General features: G+C 56.5%; 22 protein-coding genes. 12 read left to right on the plus strand and 10 right to left on the minus strand.

The window, feature by feature from the left end:
* Positions 1-114 precede the first annotated feature (114 nt).
* Positions 115-828, plus strand: a complete 714-nt coding sequence (mpaA, locus tag P6287_RS10070) for a murein tripeptide amidase MpaA (RefSeq protein ID WP_101764300.1) — start codon at positions 115-117, stop codon at positions 826-828.
* On the opposite strand, the gene ycjG is transcribed toward mpaA, so the two are convergent.
* Positions 797-1,783: an L-Ala-D/L-Glu epimerase gene (ycjG, locus tag P6287_RS10075; RefSeq protein ID WP_222182212.1), complete on the minus strand. Its 987-nt coding sequence runs from the start codon at positions 1,781-1,783 to the stop codon at positions 797-799. The two genes, mpaA and ycjG, sit on opposite strands and share 32 nt — an antisense overlap.
* A gap of 154 nt (positions 1,784-1,937) precedes the next feature.
* Between ycjG and tpx the strand changes: the two genes are divergently transcribed.
* The 3 genes from tpx to P6287_RS10090 all read left to right on the plus strand — a co-directional run bounded on the left by tpx (position 1,938) and on the right by P6287_RS10090 (position 6,139).
* The gene (gene tpx / locus P6287_RS10080; RefSeq protein WP_277973647.1) at positions 1,938-2,441 is read left to right on the plus strand and encodes a thiol peroxidase; all 504 of its coding nucleotides are present in this window, start codon (positions 1,938-1,940) and stop codon (positions 2,439-2,441) included.
* A 285-nt stretch (positions 2,442-2,726) separates the two neighbouring features.
* Complete coding sequence (locus tag P6287_RS10085) at positions 2,727-4,106, plus strand: glycoside-pentoside-hexuronide (GPH):cation symporter (protein ID WP_277973648.1); 1,380 nt, start codon at positions 2,727-2,729, stop codon at positions 4,104-4,106.
* The gene (locus P6287_RS10090) at positions 4,103-6,139 is read left to right on the plus strand and encodes a glycoside hydrolase family 31 protein (RefSeq protein ID WP_277973649.1); all 2,037 of its coding nucleotides are present in this window, start codon (positions 4,103-4,105) and stop codon (positions 6,137-6,139) included. The genes P6287_RS10085 and P6287_RS10090 overlap by 4 nt, the downstream gene beginning before the upstream one ends.
* Before the next feature lie 407 nt (positions 6,140-6,546).
* Here the strand turns inward: P6287_RS10090 and tyrR are convergent, their stop codons facing one another.
* The 7 genes from tyrR to pspA all read right to left on the minus strand — a co-directional run bounded on the left by tyrR (position 6,547) and on the right by pspA (position 12,367).
* Positions 6,547-8,112: a transcriptional regulator TyrR gene (gene tyrR, locus P6287_RS10095; protein WP_008106462.1), complete on the minus strand. Its 1,566-nt coding sequence runs from the start codon at positions 8,110-8,112 to the stop codon at positions 6,547-6,549.
* 213 nt (positions 8,113-8,325) lie between these two features.
* A complete protein-coding gene (locus P6287_RS10100; protein WP_110866230.1) occupies positions 8,326-9,399 on the minus strand; it encodes a YcjF family protein in 1,074 nt (357 codons plus the stop codon).
* A complete protein-coding gene (locus tag P6287_RS10105; protein WP_222182220.1) occupies positions 9,396-10,793 on the minus strand; it encodes a YcjX family protein in 1,398 nt (465 codons plus the stop codon). The genes P6287_RS10100 and P6287_RS10105 overlap by 4 nt, the downstream gene beginning before the upstream one ends.
* A complete protein-coding gene (pspD, locus tag P6287_RS10110; RefSeq protein WP_007888070.1) occupies positions 10,774-11,022 on the minus strand; it encodes a phage shock protein PspD in 249 nt (82 codons plus the stop codon). Before pspD ends, P6287_RS10105 begins: the two co-directional genes overlap by 20 nt.
* 47 nt (positions 11,023-11,069) lie before the next feature.
* Positions 11,070-11,417 (minus strand): envelope stress response membrane protein PspC, encoded by a 348-nt coding sequence (gene pspC / locus P6287_RS10115; protein WP_277973650.1) that lies wholly within the window; start codon positions 11,415-11,417, stop codon positions 11,070-11,072.
* Entirely contained in the window at positions 11,414-11,641 is a 228-nt protein-coding gene (gene pspB, locus P6287_RS10120) for an envelope stress response membrane protein PspB (RefSeq protein WP_007888081.1), read from the minus strand. Before pspB ends, pspC begins: the two co-directional genes overlap by 4 nt.
* A gap of 60 nt (positions 11,642-11,701) precedes the next feature.
* Entirely contained in the window at positions 11,702-12,367 is a 666-nt protein-coding gene (gene pspA / locus P6287_RS10125) for a phage shock protein PspA (RefSeq protein WP_008106471.1), read from the minus strand.
* A gap of 164 nt (positions 12,368-12,531) precedes the next feature.
* Between pspA and pspF the strand changes: the two genes are divergently transcribed.
* From pspF to P6287_RS10165, 8 genes are all read left to right on the plus strand, one after another.
* The gene (gene pspF, locus P6287_RS10130) at positions 12,532-13,530 is read left to right on the plus strand and encodes a phage shock protein operon transcriptional activator (protein ID WP_137385865.1); all 999 of its coding nucleotides are present in this window, start codon (positions 12,532-12,534) and stop codon (positions 13,528-13,530) included.
* A gap of 464 nt (positions 13,531-13,994) precedes the next feature.
* Positions 13,995-15,617, plus strand: coding sequence for an ABC transporter substrate-binding protein SapA (sapA, locus tag P6287_RS10135; RefSeq protein ID WP_110866234.1), 1,623 nt, complete (start codon positions 13,995-13,997; stop codon positions 15,615-15,617).
* Between the two features lie 2 nt (positions 15,618-15,619).
* A complete protein-coding gene (sapB, locus tag P6287_RS10140) occupies positions 15,620-16,585 on the plus strand; it encodes a putrescine export ABC transporter permease SapB (RefSeq protein ID WP_101764290.1) in 966 nt (321 codons plus the stop codon).
* A complete protein-coding gene (gene sapC, locus P6287_RS10145) occupies positions 16,572-17,462 on the plus strand; it encodes a putrescine export ABC transporter permease SapC (RefSeq protein WP_101764289.1) in 891 nt (296 codons plus the stop codon). Before sapB ends, sapC begins: the two co-directional genes overlap by 14 nt.
* Entirely contained in the window at positions 17,462-18,457 is a 996-nt protein-coding gene (gene sapD, locus P6287_RS10150; RefSeq protein WP_277973651.1) for a putrescine export ABC transporter ATP-binding protein SapD, read from the plus strand. Before sapC ends, sapD begins: the two co-directional genes overlap by 1 nt.
* Before the next feature lie 2 nt (positions 18,458-18,459).
* Positions 18,460-19,263 (plus strand): putrescine export ABC transporter ATP-binding protein SapF, encoded by an 804-nt coding sequence (gene sapF, locus P6287_RS10155; RefSeq protein WP_110866235.1) that lies wholly within the window; start codon positions 18,460-18,462, stop codon positions 19,261-19,263.
* A 128-nt stretch (positions 19,264-19,391) separates the two neighbouring features.
* Positions 19,392-20,180, plus strand: a complete 789-nt coding sequence (gene fabI, locus P6287_RS10160) for an enoyl-ACP reductase FabI (RefSeq protein ID WP_007892455.1) — start codon at positions 19,392-19,394, stop codon at positions 20,178-20,180.
* Positions 20,181-20,377: 197 nt separating this feature from the next.
* A complete protein-coding gene (locus P6287_RS10165; RefSeq protein ID WP_277973652.1) occupies positions 20,378-21,499 on the plus strand; it encodes an oxidoreductase in 1,122 nt (373 codons plus the stop codon).
* On the opposite strand, the gene P6287_RS10170 is transcribed toward P6287_RS10165, so the two are convergent.
* Entirely contained in the window at positions 21,496-22,392 is an 897-nt protein-coding gene (locus P6287_RS10170) for a LysR family transcriptional regulator (RefSeq protein ID WP_110866237.1), read from the minus strand. The two genes, P6287_RS10165 and P6287_RS10170, sit on opposite strands and share 4 nt — an antisense overlap.
* Before the next feature lie 80 nt (positions 22,393-22,472).
* Positions 22,473-24,062, minus strand: coding sequence for a PTS transporter subunit EIIC (locus tag P6287_RS10175; RefSeq protein WP_222182229.1), 1,590 nt, complete (start codon positions 24,060-24,062; stop codon positions 22,473-22,475).
* Between the last annotated feature and the right edge of the window lie 63 nt (positions 24,063-24,125).

A 24,125-nucleotide genomic window follows, 5' to 3' on the forward strand; every position in this document is an offset into this window, starting at 1 on the left:
CTATTTCCCCGCAGGATATTTACCGTTATGTTGAGGCTGGATTCCCGGTCACATTTTTACCTTGAGCGCCAGAAGGCTTTTGGCGGTGTTGGAAGCATTTCATAGAGGAACGTCATGTCGTCATACCATCCACGTCCGCTGCGCGGCAAGCTGGACGCTGTCTGGCAACAATACGGGCAATCGGTGCTGGGTGCACCGCTGCTGTGGTTTCCGGCACCCGCCGCCGATGCTGAAAGCGGGCTGATTATCGCTGGCACGCACGGCGACGAGAATGCCGCGATTGCCACCTTATCGGGCGCGATGCGCACCTTGCCGGACGCGCTGCGGCGTCATCACGTTGTTCTGGCGGTCAATCCCGATGGTTGTCAGTTGGGGCTGCGCGCCAACGCCAACGGCGTCGATCTTAACCGTAATTTCCCCGCCGCTAACTGGCAGCATGGCGACACGGTGTATCGCTGGAACAGCGAAGCGGATGAGCGTGATGTGGTGCTTTCAACCGGATCAGCGCCCTCTTCCGAACCAGAAACCCGCGCGCTGTGCCAGCTGATTCATCAGATCAAACCGCGTTGGGTGGTTTCGTGGCATGAACCGCTGGCCTGCATTGACGATCCGCACCACAGCGAATTAGCGCAGTGGCTGGCGCAGCAGACCGCGCTGCCGGTGGTGAGCAGCGTGGGTTATGCTACGCCGGGTTCGTTTGGCAGCTGGTGCGACGACCTCGGCCTGTTATGCATTACCGCCGAGATGCCGCCGATTTCGGTGGACGAAGCCACCGAAGTCTATCTGGAAGCGATGATCAATCTGCTGCGCTGGCAGCCAGCGGCTTGAGTACGCCGTGAGAGAAATGCAGCGACGGTTCAACATCGGCCGCAAGCCAGGTTGGACCGTCGAGATCCGCGAAGGTCGCGCGCGCCGTCAGCGGTAATGCCGCACGAATCGCCCGCGACGTGCAGAGCATGCAGCCGAGCATAATCGCGAATCCCTGCTGCTGCGCCGCCTCTGCCAGCGCCAGCGCTTCCGTTAATCCGCCGGTTTTATCCAGCTTGATATTCACCATCTCATAGCGCCCTTTCAGCTGCGGCAGGCTTTCACGCGTATGGCAGCTTTCATCGGCGCAGATTGGCAGCGGATGGATAAAGTTGCCCAGCGCGCTGTCTTCTGCGGCCGGCAGCGGCTGTTCCAGCATCGCGACATTTAGGTCGGCCAGCAGCTGACAGCGTGCCGCCAGGCCTTCGGCATGCCAGGATTCGTTGGCATCGACAATCAAAGTCGCGTCCGGTACCGCGCTGCGTATCGCCACCAATCGTTCGCTGATCAGGTGATCGTCCATTTTAATCTTCAATAAACGCGCGCCATGTTGCCACAGCGCCTGCGCGCTGCTGGCCATCGCATCTGGCGTATCGATGCTGATGGTATGTGCGGTGACAATCTCTTCAGCCAGTGGCACCGCGCACAATTGCACCAGACTTTCGCCCTGCTGCTGTCGTGCCAGATCCCACATTGCGCAGTCAATCGCGTTGCGTGCCGCGCCCGCCGGTAACGCCTGTTGCAGCGCTTCTCGCGTCATGCCGCTTTGCAACGCGCTTAGCTGCGAGGCGATCTGCTTGAGCACCGACTCCTCACTTTCACCGTAGCGCGCGTAAGGCGTCGCTTCGCCAACACCTTTAACGCCATCTTGCTCGATTTCCACTACCACAACATGCGCCTCGGTGCGGCTGCCGCGCGAAATAACAAACGGCGAATGTAACGGCCAGGCTTCCGGATAACTCTTCACTGTTCTCATTATTTCTCCTTAAATCCGTCGCTTAAATGCGAGCCGGCTCGATTATCGCCAGGAAATGCGCTCGTAAACCCTTAAAAATTATGTCATAAACAAGCGCTATACCTGTTCTGGCGTTCCAAAAGTCAGATATTTCATCGTTAAAAAAGGAAATCGCATGTCTCAGACTGTTCACTTTCAGGGCAATCCGGTGCCGGTTGCAGGCCAGTTCCCACAAGTTGGCGAGCAAGCTAAACCTTTCAACCTGGTCGCAAAAGATCTTACTGACGTATCCCTGGCTAATTATGCAGGCAAACGCAAAGTTCTGAACATTTTCCCAAGCATTGATACTGGCGTGTGTGCGGCATCGGTGCGTAAGTTTAACGAGCGTTCAGGTGAAGCGAACAACACGATTGTGCTGTGCATCTCTTCCGACCTGCCTTTCGCTCAGTCACGCTTCTGTGGCGCAGAGAACGTCAGCAACGTGATCACGCTCTCTTCCCTGCGTGGCGCTGAGTTTAAAGAAAACTATGGCGTGGCGATTGCTGATGGCCCGCTGAAAGGCCTGACCGCGCGTGCGGTGGTGGTGCTGGATGAAAACGATAAAGTGATTTACAGCGAGCTGGTGAATGAAATCACCGAAGAGCCAAACTACGATGCCGCGCTGGCTGCGCTGAAGTAAATCTCTCGCCTGCCAGGCAAAACAGAAAGCACCGAATGATTAACGCTTCGGTGCTTTTTTTATGCTCACCTTCAGGATGGCTCAATTTTCAACCTGTTGATTTATCGCGATACGTAGCACTTCTTCCCGCCATGTTGCATTTTTACTGTGATTCTTGTTACCCGTATCACATTAATTAAAAAACATAAAACCCGTAACAAATCCCGCAATTGTTCCCATCAGCATCGCTACCTATAACTAACCGTCAATTGCACTTAAGCGATTCAAAGACAGGCGGGAATCTTTATGCAAGCAAGCTTATCCATTAAAGAAAAGTTCAGTTATGGCCTCGGTGATATGGCCAGCCATATCGCCATCGATAACGTCATTATTTTTCTCACCTTTTACTACACCGATGTGGTGGGTTTGCCCGCAATCTTTGTTGGCACGCTGTTTTTACTGGCGCGCGTCGCCGATGCGGTGATCGACCCGGCGATGGGGATGGTGGCTGACCGAACCCGTTCACGCTGGGGCAAATTCCGTCCCTGGCTATTGATGCTCGCGGTACCGTTCGGCGTCAGCTGTATGTTGATTTATGCGGTGCCGGAAAGCCTGTCGCTGACTGGCAAGATGATTTACGCCGCCGTGACCTACAGCCTGATGATGCTGATGTACACCGCCATCAATATTCCTTACTGCTCGATGGGGGCGATTATCACCGCCGATGATAATCAGCGCATCTCCCTGCAATCATGGCGTTTCTTCCTGGCCACGCTGGGCGGCGCGATGTCCACTTTCCTGATGATCCCGCTCGCCACCTGGCTAGGCGGCGGTAACAAACTGGACGGTTACTTCGCAGCAATGTCGATAATGGCGACGCTGGCAACCCTGCTGTTTTTTATCTGTTTTCTCAATACACGCGAACGCATCAATGCTCCCGCAAACCACGGCAACTTTCTTGCCGATCTGCGCGATTTGCTGCGTAACGATCAGTGGCGCGTGGTCGCGTTGCTGGTGTTCTGCAATATCTCATTCGGCGTGGTGCGGCTCGGCGCGATGATGTACTACGTCACCTATTTTCTGGGTGATGCCAACCTCTTCATGTGGCTGCTGGCCGCGCATATTGTCGGCAAAAGCGTCGGTAGCGTGCTGGCGAAACTGCTGACGCGCCGCCTGAACAAAATCACCGCCTTTACGCTCAGCGCCATTACTGCTGGCGTGCTAAGCATCAGCATCGTGTTCCTGCCCGGCTCGCTGGCGCTGTTGGTTGGCATGACATTCATCGTCTCCAGCTTCTATCAGGTCACCACCACATTGATGTGGGTGATGATGGCCGATGTGGTGGATTACGGTGAATATCGTCAGGGAAAACGCCTCGATGGCACCGTCTTCTCGACTCTGCTCGCCGTACTGAAAATGGGCATGGCCATTAGCGGCGCGATTGTAGGCTGGACGCTTGGCCTGAGCGGTTACGTCGCTCAGGCACCGCATCAGCAACCCGCCGCCATGATGGCCATCGTGGCGCTGTTTTCGGTGGTTCCCGGCCTGCTGTCGCTGTTAAGCGCGCTGGCGATGCGCGGCTACAAACTTAACGATGCCACCATGCGCACCATCAATCAGCACAAAGTGTCAGCCCAACCGGCTGCCACTGCTTCCCCCCTTTTACAACCACAGGAGTTGTCATGAGTGAATTACGCGCCGAATCCCAGCGTATTATCTGGACATTTGACCGTCAGACGCTGGTTATCGAACCCTGGGGCGCGCATAGCCTGCGAGTACGAGCCACCTGTCAGCCCGAACTGATCGACCATGACTGGGCGTTGTTATCGCCTGCGGCTTGCGAGGTGGAGATCCAGCGCGAGCATGAATCTCTCAGCCTGCGTAACGGCAATATCACCGCCACGCTGAATATTCGCGGCCAGCTGGCTTTCTATAATCAGCACGGCGAATTGCTGCTCGAGGAGTTCTGGCGTCAGCGCAGCACCGTGGGCATCGGTGCCAGCGAAAAGAGCCAGGACAAATACATCAGCGCCCTGAAGCTGGATGCGCGCGCCTTTCGACCGATTCCGGGAGGGAAATATCAGCTGAGCGTGCGCTTTGAAGCGCGTGCCGAAGAGAAAATCTATGGCATGGGCCAGTATCAGCAGGATTGTCTCGATCTGAAAGGCTGCACGCTTGAGCTGGCACAGCGCAATTCGCAGGCCAGCGTGCCGTTTATGGTATCCAATCTGGGCTACGGCTTGCTGTGGCATAACCCGGCCATCGGCGAGGTGACCTTTGGTAAAAACGGCACGCGCTGGCAAGCCGAAGTAACCGATCAGATGGATTACTGGATCACCGCAGGCGACACACCCGCTGAGATCGTGCGTCAGTATGGCCGCGCCACTGGCACAGCACCGATGATGCCCAGCTTCGCGACCGGTTTCTGGCAATGCAAACTGCGCTATCGCACTCAGCAGGAAGTGCTGGAGGTCGCGCGCGAATATCGCCGCCTGCAGCTACCGCTCTCGGTGATCGTCATCGACTTTTTCCACTGGCCAAATCAGGGAACCTGGTGTTTCGATGCGCGCGACTGGCCGGATCCGCGTGCCATGGTGCAGGAGCTGAAAGAGATGGGCATCGAAACCATGGTGTCGGTGTGGCCCACAGTGGATAGCCGCAGTGATAACTATCGTCTGATGAAATCCAAAGGCTTGCTGGTTAACAGCGAGCGCGGCGTATCGGTGAACCTTGATTTTATGGGCAACACCACCTTTTTTGACGCCACGCATCCCGCCGCACGCGAGTTCGTCTGGCAGGAAGTTAAGCGCAATTATTATGACCACGGCATCCGCACTTTTTGGCTCGACGAAGCGGAGCCAGAATACCGCGCCTACGATTTTGATAATTACCGCTATCATCTCGGCCCGGTACAGGAAGTGGGCAATATCTATCCGCAGCTGTTTGCCCGCGGATTTTATGAAGGTCTGCAACAACAGGGCGAGAGCGAGATCGTCAATCTGGTGCGCTGCGCCTGGGCGGGCAGCCAGCGTTACGGCGTGCTTGCCTGGTCGGGCGACGTTCACTCCTCGTTCCATGCCTTACGTAATCAGTTTACTGCCGGGCTGAATATGGCGATGGCAGGTATTCCATGGTGGACCACCGACATCGGCGGTTTTCAGGGCGGGAATATTCATGATCCGGCGTTTCATGAACTGTTGATCCGTTGGTTCCAATGGGCGGTATTCTGTCCGGTGATGCGTTTGCATGGTTACCGCGAGCCACAAATTGCACCTGAAGAAGCCTGGCGCGACGGCATTGCGCAGTGCAACAGCGGCTCACCCAATGAGGTATGGAGTTACGGTGAGGAGAATTACGCGCTGATGAAAAGCTGCCTGCTGCAACGTGAGCAGATTCGCCCCTATATTGATGGCCTGATGCGCGAAGCCCATGAGTTCGGTGATCCGGTTATGCGTCCGCTGTTCTATCACTACCCGCAGCAGCCAGAGAGCTGGCAAGTGGAAGATCAGTATCTGCTGGGCCGCGACCTTCTGGTCGCGCCGGTGCTGCACGCTGGCCAGCGTAAACGTGAAGTGTGGTTACCAGCTGGCGAGCAATGGATTGCCCGCAATGGCGAGTGCTATCATGGCGGCCAACGCATCAGCGTCGCCGCGCCACTGAGGGAAATTCCGGTGTTTACGAGAGCAGGAAGTCAGGTAGACATCCGCGTGCCAGAGTAGATGCAGATTTACGAAAGGTCGCCATGAATGGCGTAATGCTTGTCAGTTAAGCCCACGATGAATCTTCAGTGAGTGCTGCTGAAAAGGGCTCATTTGCCAGAGGCGCTGGCGCGTCTGCTGCGGCAAAAGGGCCATTCGCAGCGCTGAGGCTTTTACGTTGGGCCAGGAGCCTCGCGCATGGATGCGCGAGGCAGTTCGGGGCCGGCCAGGACGGCCGATCCGCGAACGGTCCGTTTGGCACAACGTGAAAGCCGAAGGTACCGCGCTAGCGGCGCGAGGACGGCCCGTGACGCAGCAGATGTGTCAGAGCCCGCACCGAATTTAAAGCAAAATGCTTCCTTAACTGACAGGCAACGCCATAGATGGCGACCGCATGCAGAACGGCGTTGCGGGATGCACGCGCTCTATTACTCACTCTCGTTGCGCTTCTGCCCTAACCCATATTCACGCAGCTTATTGGCAATCGCGGTATGCGACACGCCGAGGCGTTTCGCCAGTTTGCGCGTGCTGGGATAAGAGAGATAGAGACGCGTTAGCACCGAACGTTCGAAACGGCTGGTGATATCGTCCAGCGAACCTTCCATCGCCTCTTCGCCCAATGACACATCGAGCGCCTGCTCTGGCAACACAATATCTTGTGGTCCCAGCTCGTAACCTTCAAGCTGCGTCAGCGCGCGGTACAGCGCATTCTTTAACTGGCGTACGTTACCGGGCCAATTATAGCGCGTCAGGAATGGCGTCAACTGCGATGAGAGTCGCGGACGCGGCAAGCCTTGTTCATCGGCGAAACGCGCGACAAACATTTCGGTGAGCGGCAGAATATCCAGCGGACGTTCACGCAGCGGCGGCAAATTGAGCGTCAGCACATTCAAGCGATAAAACAGATCTTCGCGGAACTCACCACGCTGCACCAGCTCAATCAGATTCTTCTGCGTGGCGCAAATCACGCGCACATCAACGTGCACTTCATGCTCTTCGCCCACGCGGCGGAACGTGCCGTCGTTAAGGAAACGCAGCAGTTTGGTCTGCATGCGTGGCGACATTTCGCCAATCTCATCCAGCAATACCGAACCGCCGTTAGCCTGCTCGAAGAAGCCTTTCTTGCCTTCCAGCGCATTGGGATAAGCACCGGCAGCGTGACCAAATAGCTCACTCTCCGCCACATCATCCGGCAATGAGGCGCAGTTCAGCGCCAGGAACGGTTTTTTGCCGCGCGCGCTACGCAAATGACAGGCGCGAGCCAGCATATCTTTGCCGGTGCCGGTATCACCGACGATCAACAGCGGCGCATCGTGCATCGCCAGTTTGCGCGCCTGATCAATCACCTGACGCATTTTTGGCGTAACCGCCACGATATGATCGAACTCCGATTCATCGGTAACGGTAAGATTCTGCAACTGTCGGCCCATACGCGCCGTCGATTTCAGGGTGATCATCGCGCCGACCGGCAGGTCGCTCTGGCCCTCTTCTTCTGCCAGATAAATCGGTCGCGCTTCCATCAGGAAATCGCGCCCCTGAATCACCACATGCTGCGCCTGTGCGTCAACGCGTTCATTCTCCAGCCAGCGCTGGAAATTGAAGCCGGTGATTAAAGTGCCAACGTTTTGATTGCGCAGCTTCTGCTCATCAAGGGTGAACAGATTCTGTGCTGCCGGATTGGCCAGCTCGACTTTGCATTTCAGATCGATGGATAACACCGGTTCTGGCATCGCCACCAGCAGCGCGCTCAATGCGCGATGCTCGCGTTCGGAGGGCATAAACGAAACGGTACGTACATCTGTCACGCCAGGTGTACGGCGGATTTCCGCCATCAGATTACTGAAGGGTTCAAACTCCAGTGCGGTAAAATTGAGATAAATGCGACCGAGTGGCGCAATTTCGATGCCGCGCAGGTCGATATTGCGGGCAACCAGCAGGTCGAGCAACTCGCGCGCCAGACCGATTCGGTCCTGGCAGAAAACTTCCAAACGCATTGCGATGAGCCTTAGTCAGGTTTTGATTTTAGTGATAATACGCTAACTTGCAGCGCCTCAGAAGAGGCCTGTCAGGAAAAGTTGACAGCCAGAGGCAGGTGATAAAGGGAAGTGTAACGGAGCGACCAACAAAAATCCCGCCGAATATGCGTGGTAACACAGATAATTTTACCTTTCACGCCAGTTGCAGCGTGAAAGGTACGCAAGTGCTGATTATTTAGCAGCCTGCCCTGCTTTATCCCCACTTTTTACCAGGGATTCTTTCAGCTGACCGATTAACTCGCGACGGAAATCGCCCAGACGCGGCTTATCATCTTCCAGCCACGGTAACGGGCGACACAGCTCCATCGCTTTAATGCCGAGACGTGCGGTGAGCAAACCGGCACCAATCCCTTGCGCAGCGCGGGTTGACAGGCGTGCGGCAAGATCCTGTGACATCCAATCCATCCCGACTTCGCGCACCAGTTCGGAAGCCCCGGCAAACGCCATATTGAGCAGCACTAAGCGGAACAGGCGGATGCGGCTAAAGTAGCCCAGCTCAATGCCATAGATCGCCGCGATGCGATTGACCAGCCGCAGATTGCGCCAGGCGATAAACGCCATGTCGACCAAAGCCAGCGGGCTGACGGCGATCATTAACGTCGATTCGGCGGCGTGACGGCTTATTTCCCGGCGCGCCTGACGATCCAGCACTGGCTGCACCAGTTGGGCATATAAGGTGACGATTTCACGATCGTTGTGGGTTTCATGCAGCGCCGCATGCCAGCGCTGCAGTGCAGGATGCGCCTGATCGAGCTGCGCCTGTTGCGCCAGTTTTTCACAGAACGCGCGACCTTTGCCGACGCCGTGACTGTGCAGCAATTCGCGGCCAATATCGCGCTCTTCGGCCCGCTGACGCAGACGATATAAACGCCGCCATTCACCAATCAGCGCACCCGCCCCCGCGGCAACTATCAATGTGCCTGCCACGCCGGTGCCGAGGGTAAACCAGTCGCGCACCAGCCACGCATCGTGCAGCGTTTGCGCGCCCTGCGCCACCACGCTGACGCCGAAAATAGCGAGGCCAACGCCCACCATTTTACGCCACAGGCTGCGCTTCGGCCGCAGCGCGGCTTCCACCACTTTTTCGCCTTCGCCCTCTTCCAACGGCTCGGCTTCCGCCGTGGCGAGAAAGGCTTTCTCGCTGTCCGCGCTAAAGGTTTGTGCGGCGCGCAGCGGTTTTTCCGCTTCCACCGTCAGCGGACGGGCAAAATCAATGCGTCCTTTCAAAGGTGTTTCGTCGCTCATCGCAATTTATCTCCCAGTAAAAATTCCAGCGCGGCATCCATGCGAATATGCGGCAGCGGGCGATCAACATCCAGCTGCTGCGGCCGGAACTGTTCAAACTGAAATCCCTGCTGCTGCCAGAAATTGTGGCCAGGCAAGCGCGGCGGCACTTCGCCAGGATAGAACGTCAGCGCTTCATTATCGGCAAGACGATGACCGCGCAACGCCGGTAATTTCTCGCCACGATGATCAACCAGCCCACTTTCTGTGGCCTGCACCGAGGCTAAACCGAGGCAATCCATATTGATGCCTTCGAACGCCGCGTTTTGCCACGCGTCCTGCACCAGCTGCTGCAAAAGGGACACCATATTGGCGTGCTGATCCGAAGTCACATGATCGGCTTTGGTGGCAGCAAACAGCAGCTTATCGATCACCGGAGAGAACAGACGGCGGAACAGCGTGCGCTGACCGTAGTGGAAACTCTGCATCAGTTGCGTCAAGGCAAGACGCATATCGTTGAACGCTTGCGGCCCGCTGTTAAGCGGTTGCAGACAATCGACCAGCACGATTTGGCGATCGAAACGCAGGAAATGATTTTTATAGAATCCTTTCACCACGTGCTGGCAGTAATAGTTGAAACGCTGCTGCAGCATGGCGAAGTTGCTGCCTGCTGGCGCTTGCGCCAGCTTGCTAACCTGCATCTCGTCGACCTGCGGCCACGGGAAGAACTGCAGCGCGGGCGCGCCGGCCATATCGCCCGGCAATACAAAGCGGCCCGGCTGGATAAAGTGCAAGCCTTCGCTTTTGCATTGGTGCAGATAGTCGGTCCAGGCAGCGGCAATCGCTGCCAGACGATTTTCATCGGCGGGCGCAAAAGGATCGAGATCGGCGCACAAGCTGCGCCATTGCGCTGACCAGCCCGCGCGATCGCCCTGCAGCAAGCCCACCATCTGGCGTGACCAGCTGAGATAATCCTGCGCCAGCATCGGCAGATCCAGCAGCCATTCGCCGGGGTAATCGACAATTTCAAGGTAGAGCGTGGCGGTATCTTTGAAATGGCGCAGCAGCGATTCATCCGGACGATAGCGCAGCGCCAGACGCATTTCGCTCACACCACGCGTCGGCGTCGGCCACATCGGCGGCGTGCCGTACAGCTGCGCCAGACCTTCGTCGTAGGTGAAACGCGGCGTGCCGAGTTCACGCTGCGGCACGCGCTTGACGCCCAGCAGGCGATCTTCGCGCACCACGGAAAACAGCGGCAAACGTGCGCCGCTGTGGACATTGAGAAGCTGGTTAACCAGCGAAGTGATAAACGCGGTTTTGCCGCTACGGCTTAAACCGGTTACAGCCAGGCGCAGATGGCGGTCAACACCGCGGTTCATCAACGCCACAAATTCATTTTGCAGTCTTTTCATCGTTCTCCCTGATGAATCGTGCCGATAAGCGTTTAAACGCTTTGCTCAGCAACGGTTCCAGGGCGGCCGCCAGCAACAGGCGCAGCGGACGGCGCGCCACCGATTTCACCGCCCAGCCAGCGATACCGCCGGGCCCGTAAGTTACTGCACTAATGATGATAAATTTCCCCGCCGACATCAACGCAGGTGTCGCGCGACGGCGCAGAGCAGTAAAACGTTGAGTTTGCATAGAGCCTCTTATCACAATAGAAGAAGTGGGCCCGAAAGCCCGGGAATTTAGATCTGGCGGAAGCGGCTGCGCACACTAAACGTCTCTGAAGTCACGTAGCGTTCAACTTCACGCACCTTTCGCTCATCGCTTTGCAGCGTTGTTTCCAGCTCGTCGAGGAGTTCACGTGCGCTGGGTGCCCGTTCAGATATCGCATCAACGGGTTTCTCGTCCAGCACAAAGCCCAGAATAAAATAGGCGACGATGGTGAACATAAACAGTCCAAGGAACAGCGACAGCACCACAATCACACGCAGCAAGCGCACCGGAATGTCGAGGTACTCGGCGATACCCGCGCAGACGCCGCGTACTTTGCCCTGCTGCGGAATGCGCCACAGTTTACGACCATTCATCATGGTTGCCTCCAGTTTGGATGTTCGGCATCCAAAATGGCTTCCAGTGCTTCAACACGCTCACGCATGCGGCGCGCATCCTGGGTAATTTGTTGCAAACGCTGCAGGTCACTCGACGATAGATCGGCGCCGCCGTTGCGTTTGTTGCTGTAATGCAGCCATAACCAAATTGGTGCGACAAACAGCACGAAAATCGTTAAAGGTATGGCTAAAAAAAGTGCGCTCATTGACTCTCCTTAATCACTAACACCATTTTTAACTCGGGCCCGCAATCAGGCCCGTGGCGATCACTCAGGGCGGTTCATTTTAGCTTTCAGCGCGGCCAGCTGCTGGCTGATTTCATCATCGGCTTTCAGCTCGGCGAACTCCTGATCCAAACCTTTTGGTTTACCAAAACGCTGGCTTTCTGCTTCTGCTTCCATGTGATCGATGCGACGTTCAAAGGATTCGAAGCGTGCCATCGCATCATCAATCTTGCCGCTGTCGAGCTGACGACGCACATCACGTGATGACGATGCTGCCTGATGGCGCAGCGTTAACGCCTGCTGACGCGCACGGGTTTCAGTGAGTTTTTTCTCCAGCTCACCGATCTCGCCTTTCATGCGGTCCAGCGTCTCTTCAACCTGAGTCGATTCCTGCTGCAGCGCAGCAATCAAATCGGTCAGCTTCTGCTTCTCAATTAAAGCAGCACGCGCCAGATCTTCTTTACCTTTATTAATCGCCAGCTCCGCTTTTTCCTGCCATTCGGCCTGCTGAATTTCAGCCTGCTCGCTGCGGCGCAGCAGCTGTTTCTTTTCGGCCAGCGCACGGGCTGAGGTTGAACGGACTTCTACCAGCGTGTCTTCCATTTCCTGAATCATCAGGCGTACCAGTTTCTGCGGATCTTCGGCGCGCTCCAGCAGAGAGTTGATGTTAGCGTTCACGATGTCGGCGAAACGAGAAAAAATACCCATAATGATGTTCCTCAAATTTTGTATGTAGGTGCGCGAGGCGCTCTTCACTAATACAATTCGCGTGCCAACTTTTAATTTATTGATTTTACGCAATTTGTTTATTTTACATCCGCCAGAACATCGCTTAAGGTAGTGAAATTGATTAATCAGTGGCGAATTTCATCATGGCGAACAGTTCAGACAACCTGTTAGGCGAATCGAATAACTTTCTGGAGGTACTGGAACAGGTTTCGCGCTTAGCGCCGCTGGAAAAACCGGTGCTGGTGATTGGCGAGCGCGGCACCGGTAAAGAGCTGATTGCCAGCCGCCTGCATTATCTGTCAAACCGCTGGGAAGGTCCGTTTGTTTCGCTGAACTGCGCCGCGCTAAATGAAAACCTGCTCGATTCCGAACTCTTCGGTCATGAAGCCGGCGCGTTTACCGGGGCGCAAAAACGCCATCTGGGACGCTTCGAACGCGCCGATGGCGGCACGCTGTTTCTTGATGAACTCGCCACCGCGCCGATGCTGGTGCAGGAGAAATTGCTGCGCGTGATTGAATACGGACAGCTGGAACGCGTTGGCGGTAATCAATCTTTGCAGGTGAATGTGCGTTTGGTGTGCGCCACCAATGAAGATCTGCCGGCGCTTGCCGCCGCCGGTAAATTCCGCGCCGACCTGCTCGATCGCCTCGCCTTTGATGTGGTGCAGCTGCCGCCGCTGCGTGAACGCCGCAGCGACATACTGGTGATGGCCAACCATTTCGCCATTCAGATGTGCCGTGAGCTGGGCTTGCCGCTGTTCCCTGGCTTCAGCGATCGCGCTCAGCTGACGTTGCTGAATCACAGCTGGCCCGGCAACGTGCGTGAACTAAAGAACGTGGTCGAGCGTTCGGTTTATCGCCATCACAGCGCCGACGATGAGCTGGATAACATTATCATTAACCCGTTCGCCCCCCGCACGCCGCCCGCCGACGTCATTGCCCAGGCGGACGTATCTGCCTTGCCTTCCCTGCCGCTGGATTTGCGTCAGTGGCAAAATCAACAGGAACGCGAGCTGGTTGAAGCGAGTTTACAGCAAGCCAAATACAACCAGCGCCGCGCCGCCGAGTTATTGCGTGTGACGTACCATCAGTTGCGGGCAATGATGAAGAAGCACGGGATACAGGCCCGTGACGAGGATTAACCAGGTCGCCATAAATGGCGTGTATTAATTTGATTTTATTTTTTTTAAGCAAATTGCACGGTGTTTTTTTCTAACTGTTTCGAGTGGATGCAAGGCGGCAAGCGAGGACATCCCTGGGAGCATACATAAGTATGTGACCAGGGTGGACGAGCGCAGCCAACGCAGCAGCCGCTCGAAACAGGACGAAAAAAGGCCCGCGGGTTAACGCGGGCAACTAATACTGGAAGCAATGTGAGCAATGTCGTGCTCTTCTTCGGTAGAGCCACCGTCGAAGCGCAGAAGAATAATAATCATTCTTATTATCATCTGTAAAGCCCTAATTGAGAATTTTTCTCATCTCCACACAGAGATTGTGATTACCCCATCGCCAGCTTGGCGAAAAACACAGCAGAAGCGTCGCGAATTTGGGGAGTACGTGGCGTTTAAGATACACTCACGCTATTGCCTCAGAATCGTTGAGTTCTATGCCAAAATTATTCCCCTCTCTGCTGCTGGGTCTCAGCATGATGAGCGCGTCAGCGTGGGCCGCGCCAACGGACAACATCCGCAACAGCGGTTTTGTCTATTGCGTTAACGGCACGGTTAATACCTTCAATCCACAAATGGTTAGCAGCGGCTTAGTCGTTGATACGCTGGCGGCGCAGCTGTATGACCGGCTGCTGGACGTGGATCCTTATACTTATCGGCTGATTCCCGACCTCGCCCAGAGCTGGGAAGTGCGTGATAACGGCGCAACCTACCGTTTTCACCTGCGTAAAGATGTCGCCTTCCAGCACACCAACTGGTTTAAACCGACGCGGAAAATGAACGCCGATGATGTGGTGTTCAGCTTTGCACGCATGTTTGATCGCAAGCATCCGTGGCACAACGTCAACGGCGGCAGCTATCCCTATTTTGATAGCCTGCAGTTTGCCGATTCGGTGCAGAGCGTGAAAAAGCTCGATAGCGATACGGTTGAAATCCGCCTGAACAGCCCGGACGCCTCTTTCTTGTGGCATATCGCGACGCATTACGCGCCGATTTTGTCGCAGGAGTACGCCAACAAACTCAGCGCTAAAGGCCAGCAGGAACAGCTGGACCGCGAACCGGTCGGCACCGGCCCGTTCCAGCTGAGCGAATATCGCACCGGACAATATCTCCGCCTGGCGCGTAATCCGCAGTACTGGAAAGGCGTGCCGCGTCTGCAGCAGGTGGTGATTGATTTGGGCGTCGGCGGCACCGGAAGGTTATCCAAACTGCTGACCGGCGAATGCGATGTGCTGGCCTATCCCGCCGCCAGCCAGCTGAGCATTTTGCGTGACGATCCGCGCCTGCGCATGACGCTGCGTCCCGGCATGAACATCGCCTATCTGGCGTTCAACACGCGCAAACCGCCACTGGATCGCCCGGAAGTGCGTCACGCGCTGGCGCTGGCGATCAATAACGAACGCCTGATGGAGTCGATCTATTACGGCACCGCCGAAACTGCCGCCTCCATTTTGCCGCGTGCGTCCTGGGCGTATGACAACGATGCGCGCGTCACCGAATACAATCCGGCTAAAGCGCGTGAAGAGTTGAAAGCGCTGGGGCTGGAAGATTTACATTTACGTTTAGTGGTGCCCTCTTCCTCGCAGTCGTGGAATCCCAGCCCGCTAAAGACCGCTGAATTGTTGCAAGCGGATTTGGCTCAGGTTGGCGTGCGCGTCACTATCGCGCCGGTGGAAGGCCGCTTCCAGGAAGCGCAGTTGATGGAGATGAACCATGACCTCACGCTCACCGGCTGGGCAACCGACAGTAACGATCCCGACAGTTTCTTCCGTCCGCTGTTAAGCTGCGCGGCGATCCGTTCGCAAACCAACTACGCACACTGGTGCTCGCCCGCCTTTGATGAGGCTTTGCAGCATGCACTGTTGTCCCAGCAGCTATCGGCGCGCATTGACAGCTATGACAAGGCGCAGCAGATTTTGGCGCAGGAGTTGCCGGTGCTGCCGCTGGCGTCATCGCTGCGTTTGCAAGCCTATCGGCATGATATCAAAGGCCTGGTGTTGAGCCCGTTTGGTAACGCTTCGTTCGCTGGCGTTTACCGCGATGAGAGCAGCGAGGAGTAAGCATGATTATCTATATTCTGCGTCGCGTGGTGCTGCTGCTCATCACCCTGTTTTTGCTGTCGCTGGTGAGCTTCAGTCTGAGCTACTTCACACCAAATGCCCCGCTCGAAGGCGCATCGCTGTTTGATGCGTGGTGGTTCTGGTTCAAGGGCTTGCTGCAGTTCGATTTTGGCGTCTCCAGCACCAACGGCCAGCCGATTGATCTTCAGCTGCGCGAAGTGTTTCCCGCCACGCTGGAGCTATGCGTAATGGCATTTATTCTGGCGCTACTGGTGGGCATTCCGCTGGGAATTTGCGCCGGCGTGATGCGCAAAAAATGGCAGGATAAAGCCATTAGCGCGCTGGCGCTGCTTGGCTTCTCGATGCCGGTATTCTGGCTGGCGCTGCTGTTTACGCTGTTCTTCTCGTTAACGCTTGGCTGGTTGCCGGTGTCCGGACGTTTCGACCTGCTCTATCCGGTGCAAAACGTTACCGGCTTTGCGCTGATTGATGCATGGCTGAGCCCGTCGCCGTGGCGTCATGAAATGCTGGTCAGCGCCTTAACGCACATGATTTTGCCGGTGGTCGTTCTCGCCGTTGCGCCTGCTACCGAGATGATCCGCTTACTGCGCAGCAGCACCAGCGATGTGATGGACAAAAACTACGTCAAAGCCGCCGCCACGCGCGGCCTGTCGCGCTTCACGGTGATTCGCCGCCACGTGCTGCACAATGCGCTGCCGCCGGTGATTCCGCGTCTTGGGCTGCAATTTTCCACCATGCTGACGCTGGCGATGATCACCGAGGTGGTGTTCAACTGGCCGGGCCTCGGCCGCTGGCTGATTAACGCCATTCGCCAGCAGGATTACGCGGCGATTTCCGCTGGCGTGATGGTGGTGGGCGGTCTGGTGATTCTGGTCAGCGTGTTATCCGATATTCTGGGTGCGGCGCTTAACCCGCTGAAACATAAGGAATGGTATGCCCTTAGATAATGTCTACGACGAGAAGCGGCTGCCCAGCACGCTGCGTCGCAGCTGGCAGCGCTTGTATCGTGATACCAGCGGCATGGTCGGCTTGTACGGCTTTGGCCTGCTGCTGTTCCTGTGCCTGTTTGGCGGCCTGCTGGCGCCGTATGGCATCGATCAGCAATTCCTCGGTTATCAGTTGCTGCCGCCATCGTGGTCGCGCTACGGCGATGTCTCCTTCTTCCTCGGCACCGACGATTTAGGCCGCGATGTGCTGAGCCGCCTGCTAAGCGGCGTAGCGCCGACCGTGGGATCGGCGATTCTGGTGACGGTGCTGGCGGCAATTTGTGCGCTGGTGCTTGGCGTGTTTGCCGGTATCACGCACGGCATGCGCTCGGCGGTGATGAATCACGTGCTGGATACCTTGCTGTCGATTCCCTCGCTGCTGCTGGCGATTATCGTGGTGGCATTTCTCGGCCCGCGCCTGGAACACGCGATGCTGGCGGTATTTCTCGCGCTGATCCCACGTCTGGTGCGCGAGATCTATACTGCTGTGCATGATGAGATGGAAAAAGAGTATGTGGTGGCGCTGCGTCTCGATGGCGCGCGCAACCTGAATATCTTGTGGAATGCGGTGCTGCCTAACGTGCTGCCGCTGCTGGTGAGCGAATTTACCCGCTCGCTGTCGATGGCGATTCTGGACATCGCCGCACTCGGTTTCCTCGATCTTGGCGCGCAGCTGCCCTCGCCCGAATGGGGTGCGATGCTGGGTGACGCGCTGGAGCTGATCTACGTGGCGCCGTGGACGGTCATGCTGCCGGGCGTGGCGCTGATGGTCAGCGTATTGATCGTTAACCTGCTGGGCGACGGCATTCGTCGCGCTGTAGAAGCGGGAGTTGAATAATGCCGCTACTGGATATCCGTAACCTGACCATCGAATTTATGACCGCTGACGGCCCGGTCAAAGCGGTTGATCGCATCAACCTGACGCTAAGCGAAGGCGAAATCCGCGGTTTGGTGGGTGAATCGGGTTCAGGCAAAAGTCTGATCGCCAAAGCAATTTGCGGCGTCACCAAAGATAACTGGCGCGTCACCGCCGATCGCATGGTGTTTGATGATATTGATCTGCTGCGCCTGTCACCGCGCGAACGCCGTCGGATCGTCGGCCATAACGTGTCGATGATTTTTCAGGAGCCGCAATCCTGTCTTGATCCGTCAGAAAGTATTGGTCGCCAGCTGATACAGGCGATTCCGCGTTGGACGCACAAAGGCCGCTGGTATAAACGGCTGTGGTTCTGGCGCAAAGTGCGCGCCATTGAGCTGCTGCATCGCGTCGGCATCAAAGATCATAAAGACATCATGCGCAGTTTCCCGTATGAACTCACCGACGGCGAATGCCAAAAGGTGATGATCGCCATCGCGCTGGCCAATCAGCCGCGTTTGCTGATCGCCGATGAACCAACCAATGCGATGGAGCCGACCACGCAGGCGCAAATTTTCCGCCTGCTGAGCCGCCTCAATCAGAATAATAACACCACTATTTTGCTGATCAGCCACGATCTGCGCACCATGAGCCATTGGGCCGACCGCATTAATGTGATGTATTGCGGCCAGACGGTGGAGATCGCGCAAAGCGAAGAGTTAATGGAGTCACCGCATCATCCTTACACGCAGGCGCTGATCCGGGCGATGCCCGATTTCGGTAGCGCGCTGCCGCACAAAAGCCGCCTCAACACGCTTTCTGGCGCTATTCCTTCACTGGAACATCTGCCAATTGGCTGTCGTCTGGGGCCGCGCTGCCCGTATGCGCAGCGTAAATGCATCGAAACACCGCGCCTGACCGGCAATAAAGCGCATCTGTTTGCTTGTCACTTCCCGCTGAATATGGAGAGCCAGTAAACATGGAAACGCTGCTGGAAGTGCGCAACCTGAGTAAAACCTACCGCTATCGCACCGGTTTGTTCCGTCGTCAGCACGTTGAGGCGGTGAAAGGCGTCAGTTTTACCCTGCGTGAAAAACAGACGCTGGCGGTGATTGGTGAAAACGGTTCGGGAAAATCGACGCTGGCAAAAATGCTCAGCGGCATGGTCGAGCCGAGCGAGGGCGAGATGCTGATTGACGATCATCCACTGGAGTACGGTGATTATGGTTATCGCAGCCAGCGCATTCGCATGATTTTTCAGGATCCCTCAACCTCGCTGAATCCGCGCCAGCGCATCAGCCAGATACTCGATTTCCCGCTGCGCCTGAATACCGAGCTGGATGATGACGCGCGTGAAAAACGCATTATCGCCACGCTGCGTCAGGTCGGTTTGCTGCGCGACCACGCCGGATACTATCCGCACATGCTGGCGCCGGGCCAGAAGCAGCGTCTGGCGCTGGCGCGAGCGCTGATTCTGCAGCCAAAAGTGATCGTCGCCGATGAAGCCCTCGCCTCGCTGGATATGACCATGCGTTCACAGCTGGTAAACCTGATGCTGGAACTGCAGGAGAAGCACGGCATCGCCTATATTTATGTCACGCAGCATCTCGGCATGATGAAGCACATCAGCGATCAGGTGCTGGTGATGCATCAGGGCGAAGTGGTCGAGCGCGGCGGCACCGCCGATGTATTGGCCTCGCCGCTGCACGATCTCACCAAGCGCCTGATCACCAGCCACTTTGGTGAAGCCTTAACCGCCGAAGCCTGGCGCCGCGAGCGTTAAGGCGCCGAAAACGCGGTGCGATTTACCGCATTTATAGAGACGTGCTAGACTTCGCACGAGATTAACGTCGGTCGCCTGTTTTTCAACCACCGCGACCGCCAACAACAATGACCAAAAGGATTACAGCTATGGGTTTTCTTTCCGGTAAGCGCATTCTGATTACTGGCGTTGCCAGTAAACTCTCAATCGCCTACGGTATTGCGCAGGCGATGCACAAACAGGGCGCAGAACTGGCTTTCACCTACCAGAACGACAAATTGAAAAGTCGTGTGGAAGAGTTTGCTAAAGATCTGGGTTCAGACATTGTTCTGCCATGCGATGTGGCTGAAGACGAGAGCATCACTGCGCTGTTCACCGAACTGGCAAAAACCTGGCCGAAATTTGACGGTTTCGTTCACTCCATCGGTTTCGCACCTGGCGATCAGCTGGATGGCGACTACGTGAATGCCGTGACCCGTGAAGGCTTCAAAATCGCTCACGACATCAGCGCTTACAGCTTTGTTGCGATGGCGAAAGAGTGCCGTGCGATGCTGAACCCGAATTCCGCCCTGCTGACCTTGTCTTACCTGGGTGCAGAGCGCGCCATCCCGAACTACAACGTGATGGGTCTGGCGAAAGCGTCTCTGGAAGCTAACGTGCGCTACATGGCGAACGCAATGGGTCCAGAAGGCACGCGTGTTAACGCCGTTTCTGCCGGTCCAATCCGTACGTTGGCTGCTTCAGGCATCAAAGATTTCCGTAAAATGCTGGCGCACTGCGAAGCGGTTACCCCGATTCGTCGTACCGTTACCATCGAAGACGTGGGTAACTCAGCTGCATTCCTGTGCTCTGATCTGGCGGGTGGTATCACCGGTGAAGTGGTACACGTTGATGGCGGCTTCAGCATTGCCGCAATGAACGAGCTGGAACTGAAATAAGATTTACCCAGGGTCGCCATTCATGGCGACCTCTCTATCAAAAAATCCCCCCTTATACTCGTAAGCTATTAATTATTCCCCATCATTCTTTTGCCGTGGACAGCCGTTCAGCGACGATAAGCTAGCCCTTTGTTGCATGCCTGCTTTTCAGATTCGCACGCTGTGCAGCAAGTCCGTTTTTAGCGCAAGGAATGACCATGGAACAACGCCGTTCTCCCGGCCATGACCACTGGTTTTATGAAAGCCAGACTCGCCCGAATAGCACCGCCACTGCGCCGCTGGTGCCCGAAGCCGCCTATATCGACGATCGTTTCTTACTCGGTTTGCAACAGGAAGCGACCGCGTTAAAGCCGCTGCTGTCGCGTTTTCAGCCTGCGTTATTGGCCGCGCGCGATCTCAGCCAGATTCTGTTTCCCGATACGCTTGCCACCAGTTTGACCCACACCTTAACGCTGTACGATCGTCTCAGCACCGCGCTAACGGTGGCGCAGGTCGCCGGCGTGCAGCGCCTGTGCAATCACTACTCAGCCCGGCTCAATCCGTTGCCGGGTCCGGACTCGTCACGTGAAAGTAATAATCGCCTGACGCAAATCACCCAATATGCGCGTCAGCTGGCGATGCAGCCGGAACTGATCACCACCAGCAGCATCAGCGCGCTGGACGCGGTGGGCTTAACCGAGCCCGATATCGTCACGCTGAATCAACTGGTGGGGTATGTCAGCTATCAGTCACGCGTGGTGGCATCGCTGCAGGCGATGATGGGCTTGCCGGTGCGCTGGATTCCGGGCGTAACACCGCCGCCGGACGCCAGCGCAGCGCTGTTTACCGGCAACGACGGCTGGCAGCACGCGTTGAAACCGGTTGAACTGCGCTATGCCAGCGCCGATCAACTGGCGGCGGTTACTTTCTGTCAGGGTATTGAGGGATTAGATGATGCCATTTGGCTGCTGGTGCACGATGCGCAAGTGCTGTATGGCTTCGCCACGCTAAAACAGCGGCTGAGTGAACATTTTGCCGGGGATGAAGCGCTGGCGCAGGCGGTTAGCGCACGCGTGCTGGGTTGTCGACGTCAGTTTGATTTTGTTACCGATGAATGGCGTGACGCACTGCTGCAGGATGTCGAAAGCGCTGGCGCAGCATCGCCGGTGATTTCACTCAGCGCCCAGCTCACGCGCCTGCCCGACCGCTTCAGCGCTGCACATTTGCAGCCGCTGCTGAACGCGGGCTGGGGCAGCGAACGTATCTTCACGCTGTTGCAAGCGGTGGCTTTCGCCAGCTGGCAGGATCGCCTGCTGATGGCGCTCGGCGAAACCCGTTAATCGGGCAGATGTCGCCGCGCTTCATCAAAGAAATGCTGAGCCAGCGGCGATGCTCTGCCCGGCTCGGCAATCACTAATGCCGCCTGCCGGCCCATCGGCGCCATCTCAATCGGCCGCCGCGCCAGATTCTGCATCAGCTCCGGCAACAGATGTCCGCATGGCGACACCATCACGCCTAAACCAACCTGCGCACTTTGCAGCAGTTGCATGATCGACGCGCTCTCAACGATCACGCGTGGAATCAAGCCGGTTTCCCTCAGTTGCCCATCAAGATAGCGTCGAAAATAGCGCGTGGGCTCTGCCAGACACAGCGGCTGGCAGGCAAGCGTGGCGAGCGAGATGTTCTCTTGTTCCAGCAGCGCCGGAAAGTGCGCCGGATTGAACAGCGCCTCGACGCCAGGATCTTTCAACAGCGCAGTTTGAAAATGCAGCTCGCGCAGTGACGTCAGTTCAAAAAAGCCAATACCGCCATCCACGGTGTGGCTGTTAAGCGCTTCCAGCAGCTGATCGGCGCTCATCGCGGCCACGCGATAATCCAGCTGTGGATAACGCGCTTCAACCGCTTTCAACAACGCAGGCAGCGCCACGCTGCACTGCGGCATAACACCCAGCCGCAAGGTGCCGTTGACGCCATGCTTGAGCGACTCCACTTCCAGCTTCAATCCCTGATACACCGAAACAATTTCCCGCGCCCAGGTCAGCACGCGCTCGCCTTCCGGCGTAAAGCCATCGAAATTATTACTGCGGTTGATCAGCGAAAGCCCTAATTCGCGTTCGAGGTTTTTCAGGCGCATCGATAGCGTCGGCTGGCTGACAAAGCTGACCTCTGCCGCGCGGCCAAAGTGGCGTTCGCGTTCAAGATTTGTCAGATAGATTAATTGTTTGATGTCCATGGAAAGCAGAATTGGCTGGAAAACAGCAGTGTATCATGGCGGTTGCCGCTGCGCTGCGTCCACGCGCAGCGGCCATTGTGTTACGCCACACCCAAGGCACTTTTTACGTCGTTGGCGATCTTCTCGACCTGCGGGCCGTAAATCACCTGGATATCATGTTCGCTGACGCGATTGATGCCGTTCGCGCCGGTGGTCAGTAACGTTTGATCGACCACCTCATTCATCTGTTTGACCCGCACGCGCAGCCGGGTGAAGCAGCAATCGACGTCCTCTATATTGGCTTCGCCGCCCAGCCCGCTGATGATCACTTTGGTGCGCTCATCCGCCGCCACCTGTTCGGGTTTGTGTTCTTCATCGGATTCCCGTCCCGGCGTTTCAACCCGCATCCGCGTGATGACAAAACGGAAGCCGTAGTAGTAAATCGGCACGTAAATCACGCCGAGCACAATCGTCCACCACCAGTGCGTTTTGCTGCCACCGAGAATGCCGAACACCACCAGATCGATGGCGCCGCCCTGCACGTTGCCAATCATCAAATGCAGCATCGACATCAACATAAATGACAGGCCGGTTAATAGCGCATGAAGGATATACAGCACCGGCGACACGAAGATGAAACAGAACTCCAGCGGCTCGGTGATGCCGGTGGTAAAGGAAGTCAGTGCACCGGCCAGCACCAGCGCTTTAACGCGCTGCTTATGCTCAGGGCGCGCGGTGTGGTAGATCGCCAGCGCGGCGGCCGGTAAGCCAAACATCATTACCGGAATTTTGCCCTGCGCGAGGAACTGCGTAGCACCGCGCACCGTATCGTCCGGGATGGCGCCGGGATGCGTTAGCGAGGTGTTGAAAATGTTCAGCGCGCCGACGATGCTTTGTCCATCAACCGTTGCCATGCCGCCAATCGGTGTGAAGCGCACGGTTTCGTTGAGGATATGGTGCAAACCGGTGGGAATCAGTAAGCGTTCGCTGGTGCCAAGCAGGAAGGCGCCGTATTGCCCGCTTTTACCAATCATCAAACCCACCCACGCGATGCCTTCGCCGATGGTCGGCCAAATCAACGCCAGCAGCACGCCCACCAGCGGCAGCACCACCACGGTCACGATCGGCACAAAGCGGCGTCCACCAAAGAAGCTGATCGCCGTCGGCAGTTGCTGAGTGTAAAAACGGTTATGCAGCAGCACGGTAATCAATCCAGCAATCACGCCGCCCAGCACGCTCATGTTGTAAGTAAAGATGCCGAGCATGTCGATGTATTCGGCCGACGTCATCATCGCTGCGGTTTGATCCATACCCGCTTTCTGCAGCGCTTCTGGCGTGGTGGTAGCGGCCGTCAAACCTTTCGACGCCAGCGTGGAGCTGATTCCGACATTCATGGCGATATAGCCAATTACGGCGGCAAAGGCGGCGGTCGGTTTCTCCGCTTTCGCCAGCCCGATGGCGCTGGCCACCGCAAAAAACAGCGGCAAATTGGCGAACAGCGCGCCCGCCACCTTGCGGATAAACCCGATAATCAGCTGTGGCACCTGCAGATTAGCGAAGGCATCGCCGGTGATGGCCGGATTTTGCATTGCAGCGGCCAGGCCAAGAAAGATCCCTGCGGCAGCAATCACCGAGATGGGCATCATTAAGGCTTTACCGAAGGCGTGAATTTGGCTTGCCAGATTCTTCATGCTGCGTGCCCTTTTCAGAATGGAAAGAGCAATTATTAGTCAGTTATCTCAGCAGCACGTAAC

Origin of the sequence: Pantoea sp. X85, assembly GCF_029623675.1 — a bacterium.
Taxonomy (GTDB): Bacteria; Pseudomonadota; Gammaproteobacteria; order Enterobacterales; family Enterobacteriaceae; genus Pantoea; species Pantoea leporis.

What these genes read in the sequence shown, in the direction of transcription:
- mpaA (WP_101764300.1), top strand. Translation starts at nt 115, where the DNA reads ATGTCGTCATACCATCCACGTCCGCTGCGCGGCAAGCTGGACGCTGTC.
- ycjG (WP_222182212.1), bottom strand. Translation starts at nt 1,783, where the DNA reads ATGAGAACAGTGAAGAGTTATCCGGAAGCCTGGCCGTTACATTCGCCG.
- tpx (WP_277973647.1), top strand. Translation starts at nt 1,938, where the DNA reads ATGTCTCAGACTGTTCACTTTCAGGGCAATCCGGTGCCGGTTGCAGGC.
- P6287_RS10085 (WP_277973648.1), top strand. Translation starts at nt 2,727, where the DNA reads ATGCAAGCAAGCTTATCCATTAAAGAAAAGTTCAGTTATGGCCTCGGT.
- P6287_RS10090 (WP_277973649.1), top strand. Translation starts at nt 4,103, where the DNA reads ATGAGTGAATTACGCGCCGAATCCCAGCGTATTATCTGGACATTTGAC.
- tyrR (WP_008106462.1), bottom strand. Translation starts at nt 8,112, where the DNA reads ATGCGTTTGGAAGTTTTCTGCCAGGACCGAATCGGTCTGGCGCGCGAG.
- P6287_RS10100 (WP_110866230.1), bottom strand. Translation starts at nt 9,399, where the DNA reads ATGAGCGACGAAACACCTTTGAAAGGACGCATTGATTTTGCCCGTCCG.
- P6287_RS10105 (WP_222182220.1), bottom strand. Translation starts at nt 10,793, where the DNA reads ATGAAAAGACTGCAAAATGAATTTGTGGCGTTGATGAACCGCGGTGTT.
- pspD (WP_007888070.1), bottom strand. Translation starts at nt 11,022, where the DNA reads ATGCAAACTCAACGTTTTACTGCTCTGCGCCGTCGCGCGACACCTGCG.
- pspC (WP_277973650.1), bottom strand. Translation starts at nt 11,417, where the DNA reads ATGATGAATGGTCGTAAACTGTGGCGCATTCCGCAGCAGGGCAAAGTA.
- pspB (WP_007888081.1), bottom strand. Translation starts at nt 11,641, where the DNA reads ATGAGCGCACTTTTTTTAGCCATACCTTTAACGATTTTCGTGCTGTTT.
- pspA (WP_008106471.1), bottom strand. Translation starts at nt 12,367, where the DNA reads ATGGGTATTTTTTCTCGTTTCGCCGACATCGTGAACGCTAACATCAAC.
- pspF (WP_137385865.1), top strand. Translation starts at nt 12,532, where the DNA reads ATGGCGAACAGTTCAGACAACCTGTTAGGCGAATCGAATAACTTTCTG.
- sapA (WP_110866234.1), top strand. Translation starts at nt 13,995, where the DNA reads ATGCCAAAATTATTCCCCTCTCTGCTGCTGGGTCTCAGCATGATGAGC.
- sapB (WP_101764290.1), top strand. Translation starts at nt 15,620, where the DNA reads ATGATTATCTATATTCTGCGTCGCGTGGTGCTGCTGCTCATCACCCTG.
- sapC (WP_101764289.1), top strand. Translation starts at nt 16,572, where the DNA reads ATGCCCTTAGATAATGTCTACGACGAGAAGCGGCTGCCCAGCACGCTG.
- sapD (WP_277973651.1), top strand. Translation starts at nt 17,462, where the DNA reads ATGCCGCTACTGGATATCCGTAACCTGACCATCGAATTTATGACCGCT.
- sapF (WP_110866235.1), top strand. Translation starts at nt 18,460, where the DNA reads ATGGAAACGCTGCTGGAAGTGCGCAACCTGAGTAAAACCTACCGCTAT.
- fabI (WP_007892455.1), top strand. Translation starts at nt 19,392, where the DNA reads ATGGGTTTTCTTTCCGGTAAGCGCATTCTGATTACTGGCGTTGCCAGT.
- P6287_RS10165 (WP_277973652.1), top strand. Translation starts at nt 20,378, where the DNA reads ATGGAACAACGCCGTTCTCCCGGCCATGACCACTGGTTTTATGAAAGC.
- P6287_RS10170 (WP_110866237.1), bottom strand. Translation starts at nt 22,392, where the DNA reads ATGGACATCAAACAATTAATCTATCTGACAAATCTTGAACGCGAACGC.
- P6287_RS10175 (WP_222182229.1), bottom strand. Translation starts at nt 24,062, where the DNA reads ATGAAGAATCTGGCAAGCCAAATTCACGCCTTCGGTAAAGCCTTAATG.